This is a genomic window from Gammaproteobacteria bacterium, from assembly GCA_030680605.1.
GTDB lineage: Bacteria > Pseudomonadota > Gammaproteobacteria > SURF-13 > SURF-13 > JAQBXX01.
In genome coordinates, this window is the sequence record JAUXUQ010000019.1 from 157,586 (window position 1) to 172,537 (window position 14,952).

Annotated in this window: 12 protein-coding genes; 10 read left to right on the forward strand and 2 right to left on the reverse strand. The window is 61.9% G+C overall.

Features of this window, described 5'->3' with window-relative positions:
- Positions 1-100: 100 nt before the first annotated feature.
- Positions 101-1,528 carry a DEAD/DEAH box helicase gene (locus tag Q8L89_08045; GenBank protein MDP1708997.1) on the forward strand — a complete coding sequence of 476 codons (1,428 nt, stop codon included), beginning with the start codon at positions 101-103 and terminating at the stop codon, positions 1,526-1,528.
- 21 nt (positions 1,529-1,549) lie between these two features.
- The gene (ggt, locus tag Q8L89_08050) at positions 1,550-3,253 is read left to right on the forward strand and encodes a gamma-glutamyltransferase (protein ID MDP1708998.1); all 1,704 of its coding nucleotides are present in this window, start codon (positions 1,550-1,552) and stop codon (positions 3,251-3,253) included.
- On the opposite strand, the gene Q8L89_08055 is transcribed toward ggt, so the two are convergent.
- Positions 3,254-4,546, reverse strand: a complete 1,293-nt coding sequence (locus tag Q8L89_08055; protein ID MDP1708999.1) for a dicarboxylate/amino acid:cation symporter — start codon at positions 4,544-4,546, stop codon at positions 3,254-3,256.
- Between the two features lie 116 nt (positions 4,547-4,662).
- Between Q8L89_08055 and Q8L89_08060 the strand changes: the two genes are divergently transcribed.
- The 8 genes from Q8L89_08060 (at position 4,663) to Q8L89_08095 (ending at position 14,522) form a co-directional block, all read left to right on the forward strand.
- The gene (locus Q8L89_08060) at positions 4,663-6,972 is read left to right on the forward strand and encodes a heavy metal translocating P-type ATPase (GenBank protein MDP1709000.1); all 2,310 of its coding nucleotides are present in this window, start codon (positions 4,663-4,665) and stop codon (positions 6,970-6,972) included.
- 194 nt (positions 6,973-7,166) lie between these two features.
- The gene (locus tag Q8L89_08065) at positions 7,167-7,748 is read left to right on the forward strand and encodes a carboxymuconolactone decarboxylase family protein (GenBank protein ID MDP1709001.1); all 582 of its coding nucleotides are present in this window, start codon (positions 7,167-7,169) and stop codon (positions 7,746-7,748) included.
- Between the two features lie 168 nt (positions 7,749-7,916).
- Positions 7,917-8,213, forward strand: coding sequence for a hypothetical protein (locus tag Q8L89_08070; protein ID MDP1709002.1), 297 nt, complete (start codon positions 7,917-7,919; stop codon positions 8,211-8,213).
- A gap of 209 nt (positions 8,214-8,422) precedes the next feature.
- Positions 8,423-10,726, forward strand: a complete 2,304-nt coding sequence (locus Q8L89_08075; protein ID MDP1709003.1) for a heavy metal translocating P-type ATPase — start codon at positions 8,423-8,425, stop codon at positions 10,724-10,726.
- 305 nt (positions 10,727-11,031) lie between these two features.
- Entirely contained in the window at positions 11,032-12,147 is a 1,116-nt protein-coding gene (locus tag Q8L89_08080) for an MlaE family lipid ABC transporter permease subunit (GenBank protein ID MDP1709004.1), read from the forward strand.
- A gap of 8 nt (positions 12,148-12,155) precedes the next feature.
- Positions 12,156-12,947 (forward strand): ATP-binding cassette domain-containing protein, encoded by a 792-nt coding sequence (locus Q8L89_08085; GenBank protein ID MDP1709005.1) that lies wholly within the window; start codon positions 12,156-12,158, stop codon positions 12,945-12,947.
- The gene (locus Q8L89_08090) at positions 12,932-13,858 is read left to right on the forward strand and encodes an MlaD family protein (GenBank protein ID MDP1709006.1); all 927 of its coding nucleotides are present in this window, start codon (positions 12,932-12,934) and stop codon (positions 13,856-13,858) included. The genes Q8L89_08085 and Q8L89_08090 overlap by 16 nt, the downstream gene beginning before the upstream one ends.
- A gap of 31 nt (positions 13,859-13,889) precedes the next feature.
- Positions 13,890-14,522: an ABC-type transport auxiliary lipoprotein family protein gene (locus Q8L89_08095; GenBank protein ID MDP1709007.1), complete on the forward strand. Its 633-nt coding sequence runs from the start codon at positions 13,890-13,892 to the stop codon at positions 14,520-14,522.
- A gap of 85 nt (positions 14,523-14,607) precedes the next feature.
- Here the strand turns inward: Q8L89_08095 and Q8L89_08100 are convergent.
- On the reverse strand, positions 14,608-14,952 hold a 345-nt coding region (locus tag Q8L89_08100), incomplete at its 5' end, for a type II toxin-antitoxin system VapC family toxin (protein ID MDP1709008.1).

Sequence of the window (14,952 nt, forward strand, 5' to 3'; positions counted from 1 at the left end):
TCTCGCGCTGACACGGGTCTGGCTGGTAGAATTCGCCTTCAGCATTCATGCGCCTGCCCGCTGGCGCCCCACCGTATCTCACCATCACCAAGGATTCCCTATGACGTTCAGTAGTTTGAAGCTGCATCCCGATCTTCTCAAGGCCATCAAGGAACTGGATTTCGTGCGCCCGACGCCGATCCAGGCCGACGCCATCCCGCCGGCGCTGGAGGGCCGAGATGTGCTGGCCTGCGCGATGACCGGCAGCGGCAAGACCGCAGCATTTCTATTGCCTATCCTGCACAAGCTCATCGACCAGCCGCGTGGCAAGACGCGCGCCCTCGTGCTCACGCCTACGCGCGAACTGGCGGCGCAAATCTACGAAGATCTGAACGAGTTGGCGGTGCATACCTCGCTCAGTGGCGCGGCGGTGTTTGGCGGGGTCGGCATGGGGCCGCAGGAGCATGCCTTCCGCCGTGGCGTAGATGTGCTCATCGCCACCCCCGGGCGCTTGCTCGATCACTTCAAGGCGCCGTATGCGAAGCTCGATGGGTTGCAGTATCTGGTGCTGGATGAGGCCGACCGCATGCTCGACATGGGTTTTCTGCCCGACATCCGTCGCGTGTTGAAGCATATCCCGCCGCGCCTGCAAACGCTGTTCTTCAGCGCCACCATGCCCGCACCCATCGCCACACTCACGCGCGAACTGTTACGTGATGCTGCTACCATCAACATCGAACGCCAGTCCACCCCGGCAGTAGGCATCACGCAGGCAGTCTATCCAGTGTTGCAGGAATTGAAGTCGGCGCTGTTGCTCGCGCTGCTGCAGCGCGGCGACATGAAGGAAGTGCTGGTGTTCACGCGCACCAAGCATCGGGCCAATCGGGTCGCAGAATATCTGGTTAAAAACGGTATCAACGCTGAGCGTATCCACGGCAATCGCTCCCAGACGCAGCGCACGGCAGCACTGGCCGGTTTCAAGAGCGGGAAATACCGCGTGCTGGTGGCGACCGACATCGCCGCCCGCGGTATAGACGTTGAAGCGCTGGGCCATGTGGTCAACTTTGATGTGCCGCTTGCGCCGGAAGATTATATTCACCGTATTGGCCGTACCGGGCGTGCCGAGTTGACCGGTGACGCCTTCACCTTTGTCTCGCCGCAGGAAGAGGGTGAGTTGAAAAGTATTGAGCGCGTGGTGGGTAAACGTCTGCCGCGTGTCACCGTGCCGGATTTTGACTACAACGCCAAAACAGAGGCACGCCTCGAGGTGCCGCTCGCTGAGCGCATCGCCGCCATCCGCGCCAAAAAGTCAGAAGATCGTGCACGCGGCAAGGCCAAGGCGGCGCGCAAGCCGGGCACCGCTGCAACAGCACAACAGCCCCGCCACAACGCGAATGCCTCACCCAGCACCCAACAGCCACGTCGTCAGCCGAATGCCGCCAGAACGCAGCGGCCTAAATCCGGCCCTGGACGGGTGAGCGACAACGCAGGCAACAGCTCGGGTAATCGCTCCGGCAATCGTTCTGGAGATCGCTCAGGTAACCGATGACAACCCCGTGACTGCAGCGGTATGAGCAGCTTTCGTTCTCGTACAGTGACCGTGCTGCGTCGTCTCAGCGGTGCATGCCTGCTGTTGCTCTGCATTGCGGGCACGACGGCGCAAGCCGAAGCAGTTGTTCCCAGGGCAGCGGCCATTGCCTCGGCCCATCCACTCGCCACACAAGCGGGCTACGACATACTGGCGCGGGGCGGTAACGCCTTTGATGCCGCCGTGGCGGTGGCTGCTGCGCTGGCAGTGGTAGAACCATACTCGTCCGGGTTGGGTGGCGGCGGCTTCTGGTTGTTGCACCGTGCGGCGGATGGTTTTGAAACCCTGCTGGACGGCCGTGAGACCGCACCCGGCGCTGCCAGTGCGGCACTCTATCAGGATAGCGCGGGGGAACTCATCCCCGGTGCCAGCCTGAATGGCGCCAAGGCCGCAGGCATTCCCGGTGTGCCGGCCGCGTTGGGTCACCTGGCGGAGCACTACGGCAAACTGCCGTTACGGGTAACGCTCGCATCCGCCATTCATCACGCCCGTCACGGATTTGCCGTCGATGCCCGTTACGCCTACATGGCGCAGTTGCGCGCCGAGATCTTGCGTGCCGATGCGCCTACCGCCCGTATATTTCTGGGCGGCGACAAATTACCGCAGGCGGGATACTGGTTGCGCCAACCGGCACTGGCCGCCACGCTTGAGACGCTGGCACAGCATGGCCGCCACGGGTTTTATCGCGGGGCAGTCGCGCGTGAGCTGGTTCGGTCGGTGCAGGCCGCAGGGGGCGTGTGGACATTGCAAGACCTGAAAAATTACCAGGTCGTAGAGCGTGCGCCCGTCAAATTCAGCTATCGGGGGGCAACCATCACGGCAGCGTCACTGCCATCCTCCGGTGGCGTCACGCTGGCGCAGAGCCTGAACATACTCGAGCGTATGCAGTGGGACACAGAAACGGACAAGGCGCATCTGGTGGTGGAAGCGATGCGGCGCGCCTACCATGACCGCGCGCGTTATCTGGGCGACCCTGATTTTGTCGCAGCACCGGTTGAGCAATTGGCGAGCAAGGACTACGCCGCCGAACGTGCCGCCAGCATCAAGTTGCAACAGGCCACGCCCAGCGCTGCACTGGCGGCGACTGATGCGGTGCAGCAAGGCGACAACACCACCCACTATTCCATCGTCGATGCCGCCGGTAACCGCGTGGCAGCCACACTCAGCATCAACATCCCGTTCGGCGCGGCACGAGTGGCCGGGAATACCGGCGTGCTGCTCAACGATGAGATGGATGATTTCGCCATGTCGGCCGGGGTCGCCAACATCTACGGCCTGGTACACGGCAGCGCAAACCTGATTCAGCCCGGCAAGCGTCCACTCTCCAGCATGACGCCCACCTTTGTCGAAGACGCCAAGGGGCTGCTCATACTCGGCACACCCGGCGGCTCGCGCATCATCAGCATGGTGTTGCTGACGATACTGGATTATCTGGAATCACCCGCACCGAACCTGCGGGCGCTGGTGTCGGCGCCGCGCTATCATCACCAGTATCTGCCCGATCACCTTGAGATCGAGCCGGATGCCTTTTCGGCGGAGTGGATCAAGGCGCTGGAGCAGCGCGGCCACACGCTGAAAACCGCCAACCGTCAGTGGGGCAACATGCAGGCGGTATGGGTGGACAAGGCAAGCGGGCGCAGTGTGGCGGCCAGTGATCCGCGCGGCGAAGACTTCGGCGGGTACTGATCAGGCCGGTTGACCGTTAGGCCCGTTGCCGGCCAACACCCCTGTCTCACCTTCCGAGCGCGCAATCACCACCGCGCCGCAGGAGTCACTGAAGACATTGACCGCCGTGCGACACATGTCCAGCACCCGGTCGACCGCCAGAATCAGCCCCACCGCTTCGAGCGGCAACCCGATGGCAGCCAGAATGATGCTGATGGCCACCAGGCTCGCCGACGGAATCCCGGCCACGCCGATAGAGGTCAACAGTGCCACCAGCACAATGGTGAACTGCTGAACAAAGCCCAGCTCGATGCCATAGGCCTGCGCGATGAACATGGCTGCCACACATTCGTATAGCGCCGTGCCATCCATGTTCACCGTAGCGCCGAGCGGCAGCACAAAACTGCTGGTGCGATTCGAGACCCCGGCGTTTTTCTCCACACACTCCATCGTGATCGGCAGCGTGGCCGACGAAGAACTGGTGGAAAAGGCCGTGAGCAGGGCAGGCGCCATGGCGCGATAGTGTCTGCGTGGGCTGACGCGGGCGACGAAAATCAGAATCAGCGGCAGGGCGATGAAAAAATGCAGCGCCAGTGCCGCGATCACGCTGATGAAAAACCACAGCAACGGTAAAAAGGCGGAGAACCCCGTGTCGGCAACCACTTTGGCGACCAGTCCAAACACGCCGAGCGGCGCGAACTTCATCACCAGGTCGGTGATCTTCATCATCACGTGGAACACGCCCTGCCAGAAGTTGTACATGCTTTCGGCGTAAGCATTCTGGATGCGCGTCATAAAGAAACCGAACAGCAGGCTGAAAAAAATCAACCCCAGCATCTGACCGTCGGCAGCAGCGGCGATGACGTTGGCGGGCACCATGCGCAGGAAGATATCCACCAGATCGCCAGCACCCTTGCCCTCCACCGAGGCGACGACCTCTTCTACACCTTCAGACAGGCCTACCAGATCCCTGGCCGGCTCGCCGTCTACTACACCGGGGGCAACAATATTCACCACCGCCAGTCCTATCAGGATAGCCAACAGGCTGGTGGAAAAGTAATATAACAGGGTCTTGCCACCCAGCCGGCCGAGCGCGTTGCCGGAGCCGATACCGGCGATGCCAACGATAATGGAAGACACCACCAAGGGCACGATCAGCATCTTGAGGGCGTTCAGGAACAGGTTGCCGATGAATGCGAACAGGTCATAAAAGCGCAGCCCCGCAATACCGCCCTCGGTACCTGCCAGCGAGCCTGCCAGTACCGCCAGCAGCAGGGCGATCAGGATTTGCCAGTGCAATTTGAGTTTCAGCATGCGTGATGACCCGTCGTCGAGGGTTTGAATGATTACAGCATTACGGGGATAGTAGGTGTATTGAGCAATGCAACGCAACCCCGGCCGGGGTGTGCAGCTTTACGGAGATGTAAATAATGGCACAGGATCCGGTATGTGGCATGACCGTAGCGGAAGACAGCAAGCTCCGTTACGTTTACGCAGGTACGACACATCTTTTTTGCAGCAGCGGCTGCTTGGCAAAATTCCAGGCAGCGCCGCAGCAGTATCTGAATCCCGCTGCCAGTGCGGCAGCCGCGCCCAAAACGGACAGTGCACCGCACACGCAGGGCAAGGCAGTGGAATACACCTGCCCCATGCATCCCGAGATCGTGCGCAATACGCCGGGGCCGTGCCCGATCTGCGGCATGGCCCTGGAGCCACGCGGCGTGACGATAGAGGAGGATACCACCGAGTTGGATGACATGACGCGCCGCTTCTGGGTCAGTGTCGTGTTGTCGACACCGGTCTTCGTGCTTGCCATGCTGGCCGATCTGGCGCCCGCGTGGTTGCCCGCTGCGTTGTCGATGCGCGGTGTGCAATGGATCGGGTTTGTGCTCGCTACGCCCGTGGTGCTGTGGGGCGGCTGGCCGTTCTTTGTGCGGGGCTGGGCCTCGGTAGTCAATCGCAACCTCAACATGTTTACCCTGATCGGGCTGGGTGTCTCCGTTGCCTGGGCCTATAGCGTGGTGGGCCTGTTGTTGCCGCAGTTATTTCCGCCGCTCATGCGACACGGGGGCAACGTGCCGGTGTACTTTGAGGCCGCCGCCGTTATCACCACGCTGGTGCTGCTGGGGCAGGTGCTGGAATTGCGCGCGCGCAGCCGCACCAATGCCGCTATCAAGCTGCTGCTGGGGCTGGCGCCCAAGACCGCGCGCATCGTGCGCGAGGGCGGCAAGGAAGAGGACATCCCGCTGGAACAGGTGCAGGTCGGCGATCATCTGCGCGTACGCCCCGGCGAAAAGATTCCTGTTGATGGTGTGGTGATAGAGGGCGCGAGTTCCGTTGATGAATCGATGGTGACGGGCGAGCCTATCCCGGTGGGAAAACACGCCGGTGAGCGGTTAATCGGCGCTACCGTAAACGGCACCGGTGCGCTGGTAATGCGTGCCGAGAAAGTGGGCAGTGATACCCTGCTCGCGCAAATCGTGCATATGGTGGCCGAGGCCCAGCGTTCGCGTGCGCCGATCCAGAAACTGGCCGATGTGGTGTCCGGCTATTTCGTGCCTGCCGTGGTGGTCATCGCCATACTCAGTTTTATTGTCTGGAACGGCTGGGGGCCGGAGCCGCAGCTCGCCCATGCCATCGTCAATGCCGTGGCCGTGCTGATTATCGCCTGCCCGTGTGCGCTCGGGCTGGCAACGCCGATCTCCATCATGGTGGGCACCGGGCGTGGTGCCATGGCCGGCGTGCTGATCAAGAATGCCGAAGCGCTGGAAATCATGGAGAAGGTCGATACTCTGGTGGTCGACAAGACCGGCACCCTCACCGAGGGCAAGCCACGGCTGGTGGCGGTATCGGCGGTGGCGGGTTTCAATGAAGATGACGTGCTGCGTCTGGCCGCGAGTCTGGAGCGCGGCAGCGAGCACCCGCTGGCGGAAGCCATCGTACGGGGTGCGGAAGAGAAGGGTGTGCAACTGGTGCAGACCAGTAATTTCCAATCCATCACCGGTAAAGGCGTGACGGGTGAGGTGGAAGGCCGCAAGCTCGCGCTGGGAAATATCAAACTGCTGCAAGACGCCGGTGTCGACGGCGGCGCACTGCCACAACAGGCCGAGGCGCTGCGCGCCGAAGGGCAGACCGTGATGTTTCTGGTGATCGACGGTACCGCCGCCGGGTTTATCGCCGTGGCCGATCCGATTAAGGAGAGCACGCCCGAGGCTATCCGTGATCTGCACGCAGAAGGTGTGCGCGTCGTCATGCTCACCGGTGACAGTCGCACCACTGCCGAGGCTGTCGCGCGGCATCTCGGTATTGATCAGGTGCATGCGGAAGTGCTGCCCGAGCAGAAGGCCGAAATCATCAAACAGTTGCAGGCCGAGGGCCGCATCGTCGCCATGGCGGGCGACGGCATCAATGACGCGCCGGCATTAGCGCAGGCCCAGGTCGGTATTGCCATGGGCACCGGCACTGACGTCGCCATGGAAAGCGCCGGGGTGACTCTGGTGAAAGGCGACCTGCGCGGCATTGTGCGCGCCCGCCGCTTGAGCCGTGCCACCATGCGCAACATCCGCCAGAACCTGTTCTTCGCCTTTATCTATAACGCGCTCGGTGTGCCCGTGGCTGCAGGCGTCCTATACCCGGTATTCGGGTTATTGTTGTCACCTATTATTGCCGCTGCCGCCATGAGTTTCAGTTCAGTGTCGGTGATCACCAACGCACTCAGGTTGAATCGGGTGAGGCTGTGAATAGGGGTTTTGTGTAAGTGAGATTTTTTAAAGAAGAACGTGATGGAGCATGACGAATCTACCGAGCACGGTGCACATTGTGCTCCACGGGGATACAACTGGATTCTCGTTGCCTTTCTGGCGATCGCCAGCTGCCTCTTGTTCACCGAACATCAGACGCGGCTGCGCCAGCGCGAGCTTTGAGAGGTACAGCCATGCCCTTCATCACCACGCCTGCACAGCAGCATTTCCCCTGGTACGTGCGGCTGTTCTTCTGGAATCAGCGCCGCAAGTACGGTGCCGTGCTCGAACCCGCGCGCCTGTGGGGCCGCAGCCCGCTGGTGTTCCTCGGCGTGGCCACGCTCTACGGCGCGCTCGACCGGCGCGCCTCACCGATCGAGCCGGTGCTGCGCTCGCTCGTCACGGTGCGGGTGTCGCAGATCAACTGGTGCCGCTTCTGCGTGGACATCAACTCGGCCCTGGTGCTTAAGCGCGGCGGTGACCTCGAACGGCTCGCCGCGCTCGAGCGCTTCGAGGAAAGCGCGCTGTTCAGCGAGCGCGAGAAGGCGGCGCTCGCCTATGCCGAGGCGGTCACATACCTGGAGCGGCAAGTGACGGCCGAGCATCTCGCGCGGCTGCGGCATCACTTCGACGACGACGCCATCATCGAGCTCACCGCGCTCGTCGCGTTTCAGAACCTGTCGAGCAAGTTCAACGCGGCCCTGGGCGTCGAGCCGCAGGGCTTCTGCCACGCAGCGCCGCAGCCCAAAGACGCGCACCTGGAGCAAGGCGGCTGATCGGTGCCGCCGATATCGTGCTGATGCGCAATGATCCGCGCGGCGTCACCACAGGAGAGAACCTATAAGACAGCTCTGGCTCGTGATACTGACCATTGCATTGGATGCGCCGGCTTGGGCCGAGGAGCCCAGCGGACGCGAGCTGGTGGCGCACGTCGAGCGGTTACTGTGGGGCAAGACGAACCAGGGACTCGCGGAGATGACGGTGGTCACGCCGCGCTGGACGCGCACGCCGCTATGCCGGTATCTATATTCAAGTGCGATTTCACGCCACTGCTGCGCACCGAGAACAACCTGATCGCCAACCTTGATGACGGCAGCCTCTTCTTCGCACCAAGTCTCATCTACTCGCTCACCGATAACTGGGATTGGGCCGCTGGTGTGCAACTTTTCCATGGCAACACCGGCAGCGAGTACGGACGATTTTACGACCTTTACTACACGTCCCTGCAATGGTATTTCTGATCCTGCGCGCTCCGGCAAACTGCGTTGCGTGTGCAGATTCTCTCCTACGCATCATGTCCGGACTTCTGCTACAGTAACCGAAGCTGCCGGGTTTCTTAAGCCTATATGTATTACGCATGCATAGCGCGTAGAGAAATAAAGTAGCCCTCGCCGGCTTGGGGGAGTAATGACGTAAGTGGGTCTGACTGAAAAATACGCGGGAGTGCACTATGAATGAATCGAATTCAACCACCCAACATCCACAGCACGCTGCTTCGGCAGCAGGTGGCCACGCCCGCCTGATTGTTCCCGGGATGGGGAGCGATCATTGCGCAGGTCTCGTCTCTGAGTCGATCAAACGTCTTTCCGGCATCTCCGATGTAAGCACAAACATCGCCAACCACAAGGTGGCGGTCCGCTTCGACCCCTCGGCGACGACGACGGACGAGATACGGTCTGCGGTAGAGCGAGCAGGCTACGATGTCGCTGCGGTGGAGGAAGGCACTATGCGTGGCCGCAGTGCAGAGTCCGGCGACGCCGAGGAACGTTATCTCACGCAGGCGTGGCAACGCCTGTGGATCGCCGCGATACCGACTACGCTCATCATGATTCTGATGGGCCTGCACATGTTCTGGCAGCCCATTCCAGGCTACCTGTCCCTTGTGGCGGTGCTGGCCTTCCCGGTGGTGTTCCTTTATGGCGGCTGGGCGACGCACCGCTCGGCCTGGCGTTCACTGACCAACCGCACGGCCAATATGGACGTGCTGATCTCAATGGGCAGCTTGCCGCCCTATTTGATCGGGCTGATCGGTTTCGTCTATCCGATGACCTCCTTCATCGAAATGGCGGCGACCATCATGAGCTTCCACATGCTGGGCCGTTATCTGGAGACGCGCGCCAAGGGGCGCGCTTCGCAGGCGATCAAGAAGCTGATCACACTTGGTGCCAAGACAGCGACAGTTATCAAGGACGGGCGCGAGGTCGAGGTGCCGGTGGCGGAGTTGGAGGTGGGGGATGTGATGGCGGTACGCCCGGGCGCCAAGATACCCACCGACGGCGAGATCGTGGAAGGCGCCGGCCATGTGGACGAGTCGATTGCGACCGGCGAGTCGGTGCCGGTCGAAAAGGGTCCGGGCGACGCCGTGCTGGGCGCCACGATTAACAAGGAAGGTTTCCTCAAGATCCGCGCTACGCGGGTTGGCGCCGATACCTTCCTCGCCCAGGTTATCCGGCTGGTCGAGGAGGCGCAGGGCTCGAAGGTGCCGATCCAGGAATTCGCCGACCGCGTCACGGGTCATTTCGTGCCGGCGGTGATCCTGATCAGCGTGGCGAGCTTCGTTATGTGGTTATTGATACCGGAAACGCTGTGGCCAATCCTCGAATGGGGCGCCAGCTTCCTGCCTTGGGTCGACCCGGAACTCACGCCGCTGATGACCGGCCTCCTCTCGGCGGTCGCGGTGCTGGTCATCGCCTGTCCCTGCGCCCTCGGCCTCGCCACACCCACGGCGATCATGGTCGGCTCGGGCCTCGGCGCCGAGCGGGGCGTGCTGATCCGTTCGGGCGAAGCGATCCAGACCTTGAAGGACATCAAGGCCGTCGTCCTCGACAAGACGGGAACGATTACCGAAGGCCGGCCGGCCCTCACCGATGTGGTGACGGCGAACGGTTTTTCGCAGGACGAGGTGCTCATGCTGGCCGCCTCGCTGGAGAAGGGGTCGGAACATCCCTTGGGCGAGGCCATCATCAAGGGTGCCGAGGCGAAAGGACTCACGTTGCAAGCGATAGAGGGTTTCGCTGCCATCCCAGGTCACGGGGTGAACGGCAAGGTGGGCGACCGCGATGTGTTGCTGGGCAACGCCAAGCTGATGCAGGAGCGCGACGTGGACAGCGCTGCGTTGCAAGGAGAATGGCAGCGTCTCGCCAGTGAAGGAAGGACACCCATGTTCGTGGCAGTAGACGGCCGGGCCGCCGGGTTGGTGGCGGTGGCAGACACTGTCAAAACAGACTCCAAGGTGGCCATCGCCGCGCTCATGGAGATGGGCATCCATGTGGTGATGATCACCGGCGACAACGAGCGTACAGCCAGGTACGTGGCATCCCAGGTGGGTATCGACGAAGTGCTGGCCGGGATACTGCCGGAGGGCAAAGTCGACGCAGTGCGCCAGCTTCAGGCGAAGTATGGCGACAAAGTCGCCATGGTCGGTGACGGTATCAATGACGCGCCGGCCTTGAAGCAGGCCAATGTCGGCATCGCCATTGGCGCCGGCGCGGACGTCGCCATCGAGGCGGCCGATGTCACCCTGGTCAAGGGGGAACTCAGCAAGGTGGTTGAGGCGATCCGCCTCTCAAGGGCCACGTTCCGCAAAATCATCGAGAACCTGTTTTGGGCCTGGTTCTACAACCTCGCCGCCATTCCCATCGCGGCAGTCGGTCTCTTGCACCCGATGATTGGCGTGATTGCGATGACTGTCAGCTCGCTCTCCGTGATCGGTAATTCGCTGCGCCTCAAGCAGGTCCGGCTCAAGGTAAGTTAAGGCATCTCTGATTTATTCAGAGTTTCCTTAATAAACAGCGCTTACGCCCCATCTATACTAAGCGCTTGAAAAGGGTGGCGGGAGGGTGTGACGAACCAGGCTGCTCGTCATTACTTCTCGTCGGTGTCGCACGGACATCGGCTGCGGCCGGGGCCAGCACTACTTCCCTCGCCCGAGACCGTCCGTGAACTGCATGCGGAAGACGTGCGCCATGAGCTTCGGCTCGGTGTCGGTGTGCGGCTGCGTACCGTCCGGCTGTGAGCCGGGAAAGCCGATGGATGTAAAATAATTGAGTAACTGAGGCAATGACAGCCGAACACATTGCGCAACTGGTAATCAAGGTGGATGCGGTGTCCGTTGCGGGGGCGTGGACCGTGCGGGGCATCGCCCAGATCGAGCAGCGCCTGGACAGCATTTCCTGGCCCGGTACTGGAGCGCTGGTGATCGACGCGGCGGCGATCACCGCGCTGGACACTGCGGGGGCGTGGCTGCTGCAGCGGACGGTGCGCGCGCTGGAGCAGCGCGGGCGGAGTGTCCGGATTAATGGGCTGCGGCCTGAGTTCAACGCCTTGCTGCAGTTGATTGCAGCGCGCGCCGTAACGCCGGAACACGCAGCTCCGGCCAGAGACGGCCTGCTGGCGAGTATCGGGCAGCACACCTGGCGCGGGCTGCTCGGCATGTCCGGCATGCTGGCGTTTATCGGGGAAAGCGCGACCGCCCTGCTGCGTTCGCTCGCCCAGCCGCGCCGCCTCCGCTGGCGCGCCATCCTCCATAATCTGCAGACGGCCGGGGTTGAGGCGCTACCCATCACCGGCCTGCTGGCGTTCCTGATGGGGGTGGTGATCGCGTATCAGGGTGCGGATCAGTTGCAACGCTTCGGCGCGAATATATTCATTGTCGATCTGGTGGGGCTTTCGATGCTGCGCGAGCTTTCGCCCCTGCTCACCGCCATCATCGTCGCGGGGCGGTCGGGTTCCGCTTATACGGCGCAAATCGGCACCATGAAGGTCACCGAGGAGATTGACGCGCTGCGTACCATTGGCGTCGGGCCGCAGGAACTGCTGGTGCTGCCCAAGATGCTGGCGCTGATCGTCGCGTTGCCTCTGCTCACGGTGTATACCGATGTGGCCGGTGTGCTCGGCGGTATGGTCATGGCGCGCTCCAAGCTCGGTGTCAGCTTCGAGGATTTCCTCGATCGCTTTGAAGACGCAATCAGCCTGTCTTCCTATCTGGTCGGTATCGGCAAGGCGCCGGTGTTCGCCGCGATCATCGCGCTGGTTGGATGCTACCGCGGGTTTCAGGTCAGCGGCAGCGCCGACAGCGTCGGGCGGCAGACGACGCTGAGCGTGGTGCAGTCCATCTTTCTGATCATCGTGGCCGATGCGCTGTTCTCCATCATCTTCAACTGGCTCGACATCTGAGCACTGCGATGGAACAATCGCAGAACAGCGATGCCGTAGTCGAAATCCGCGATCTGAACACGCGCTTCGGCAAGGCCGTGGTGCACGAGAACGTCAGCCTCACGGTGCGTCCGGGCGAGATTTTTGCGCTGGTGGGCGGCAGCGGCTGCGGCAAGTCCACCCTGCTGCGCGAGGTCATCCTGCTGCAGCCGCCGGTATCGGGTTCGATCCGGGTGTTCGGACGGGAAGTGCTCGGCTTGAGCGACGAGCAGGCACTGCCGCTGCGGCGCCGGTGGGGCGTCATGTTCGAGCGCGGCGCATTGTTCAGCTCGCTTACGGTGGCGGAGAATGTCGGCATGGTGCTGCGCGAGCATACGCAACTCAGCGACCAACTCATCGAGGAGATTGCTGCCATAAAAATCGCGCTTACCGGGTTGCCTGCTGATGCGGCCTCAAAATATCCGAATGAGCTGAGCGGCGGGATGCGCAAACGCGCTGCGCTGGCGCGCGCCATCGCCCTCGATCCCGAACTGCTTTTTCTCGACGAACCGACCGCAGGCCTCGACCCGCTCAGCGCAAGCGGCATTGACGAGCTGGTGGTGAGCTTGCGCGATGCGCTCGGATTGACCATTATGATGGTGACGCACGACCTCGACCTGCTGTGGCGGACGGCAGACCGCGTCGCAGTGCTGGGTGAGGGGCATATCCTGGGAGTCGGCACCATGGCGGAGCTCTCCCAGTCTGGGCATCCGCTGATCCGGGAATATTTCTATGGGCCGCGCGGACGCGCGGCACGCGAGCAGGCATGGAAGACAAAGTAAGGTTTGCCGCTGTCGGAATTTTCGTGCTGGCATTAAGCGCAGCGCTGATCGGCAGCGTGCTGTGGTTGAGCAGCGGGAATTCCTATCGCAAGGATTACGACATCTACCAGACGTACATGAAGGAGTCGGTGTCGGGGCTGAATCTCAATGCGCCGGTGCGTTACCACGGCGTCGAGGTCGGCCGCGTGCGGAAAATAGCGCTGGCGCCGGGAAATATCGAACAGGTGCAGCTGACGCTTGCCATCGAGCGCGGCACGCCGGTCAAAGAGGATACCGTGGCCGTACTCCAGACGCAGGGATTGACCGGTATCGCCTTTGTCGATCTGACGGGGGGTGGCCGCGATTCGCCTCCGCTGCAACAGCAGGCCGGCGAGAAATACCCGGTGATCAAGACCGGGCCTTCGCTCATGACGCGGCTCGATTCCGCGCTCACGGCGTTGCTCACCAATCTCAACCGCACCAGCGAGAACCTTAATGCCCTGATGGATGAAGATAACCGGCGCGCGGTCAAGACAACCCTGGCGGATCTCAGGGTTTTGTCGAGCACCCTTGCGGCACGCTCGGCCGCGATTGACTCCACCCTGACCAATGCGGCGCGCACCCTGGAAAACACCGCGCGCCTGAGTGAAGAACTGCCGCAACTCGCGCAGCGCGTACAACGCAGCGCGGATGCCTTCGACCGCATGGCCAGTGAGGTCGCCCGTGCCGGAACGAGCGCAAGCGGCGTGTTTGATGGCGCCCGCACCGATGTTCAACAGTTTACCGGCGGGACGCTGCCGGAAATGCACCAGTTGGTGACGGAATTGCGCGACTTGACCGGTTCGTTGCGGCGCTTCAGCGACCAACTGGAACAAAACCCAAGCACGTTATTGTACGGCAAGCCCGCAGGAAAGCGCGGGCCAGGTGAATGACTCCATCAATTGGCACTATGCCCACTGAGCGATGAACATAAACAGACGCAAGCGTATTCTCTGCCGGACACTCCAGGCCCTGGTGTCCGTCATGCTGCTCGCCGGCTGTGCGGGATTGCCGGCACCGCAGGTGGAAAGCCCGAGTATCTATGTGCTCGACGCACAACCGGCCATCAAGGCAGCGCAAGCAAAGCGCGACTTGGTGTTGGCAGTCAGTCTGCCGCGTGCGCGCCCCGGTTTTGATACCCACCAGATGGCCTACGTGCGGCAGCCCCACGCACTGGACTACTTTGCGGCAAACCGATGGGCGGATACTCCAGAACGCATGCTGGGACCGCTGCTGGCGCAGGCGTTGGAGCAAACGGGGAGCTTTCGCGCCGTGGTGCAAACGCCGGGCGTGGTGCCCGCCGACGTCAGGCTCGATACAGAGTTGATCCGCCTGCAGCACGATTTCGGCACCCGGCCCAGCCGGATACAACTCACGCTGCGCGCGCAACTGATCGACGTGCGCAGCAAACGGGTGCTGGCCGTGAAGCTGTTCGATGAGACTGAAAACGCCGCCAGCGAAGATGCCTACGGCGGCGTCACCGCCGCGAACCGGGCACTGCAACGCGTGCTGGAGCAGGTGGCCGATTTTTGTATTGACGCGTCAGCCAGCCAGTAGTTCTTGCTCAATGGCTGATGTGGTTGGTGCGTAAAATATTCGGCTAAAGGGGACGCTACCCATATTTATCACTATGTTTGGAGTTTCAAGCAAGCTTTTTCACGCCCGCTTTCTTTGCCGCCTTCTGCAAGTCTTCGTCGAGCGTGGCCAGCGCTATGCCCAGCCTTAAGGCCAGTTCGAGGTAGGAGGCATCGTACGCAGACAGTTTGTAGCGCCGCGCCAGTTGCAGGGTATCAGACAGCGCGTGCTGGAATGTGGCCGCGTCCACTTCAATATCCACGCCCTCCAGCATCTCAAGAAACGCCCCGCTCCGCGCTTCTGTCACAAGGTCTTTCGCTTCCGCTCTGGCAATGACGTTTGCCACTTCCAGCCCCCATGTCACGGGTACGAGGGCGTTGGTCTTTTTCATCGCATCAAGCACTTTGCCGGC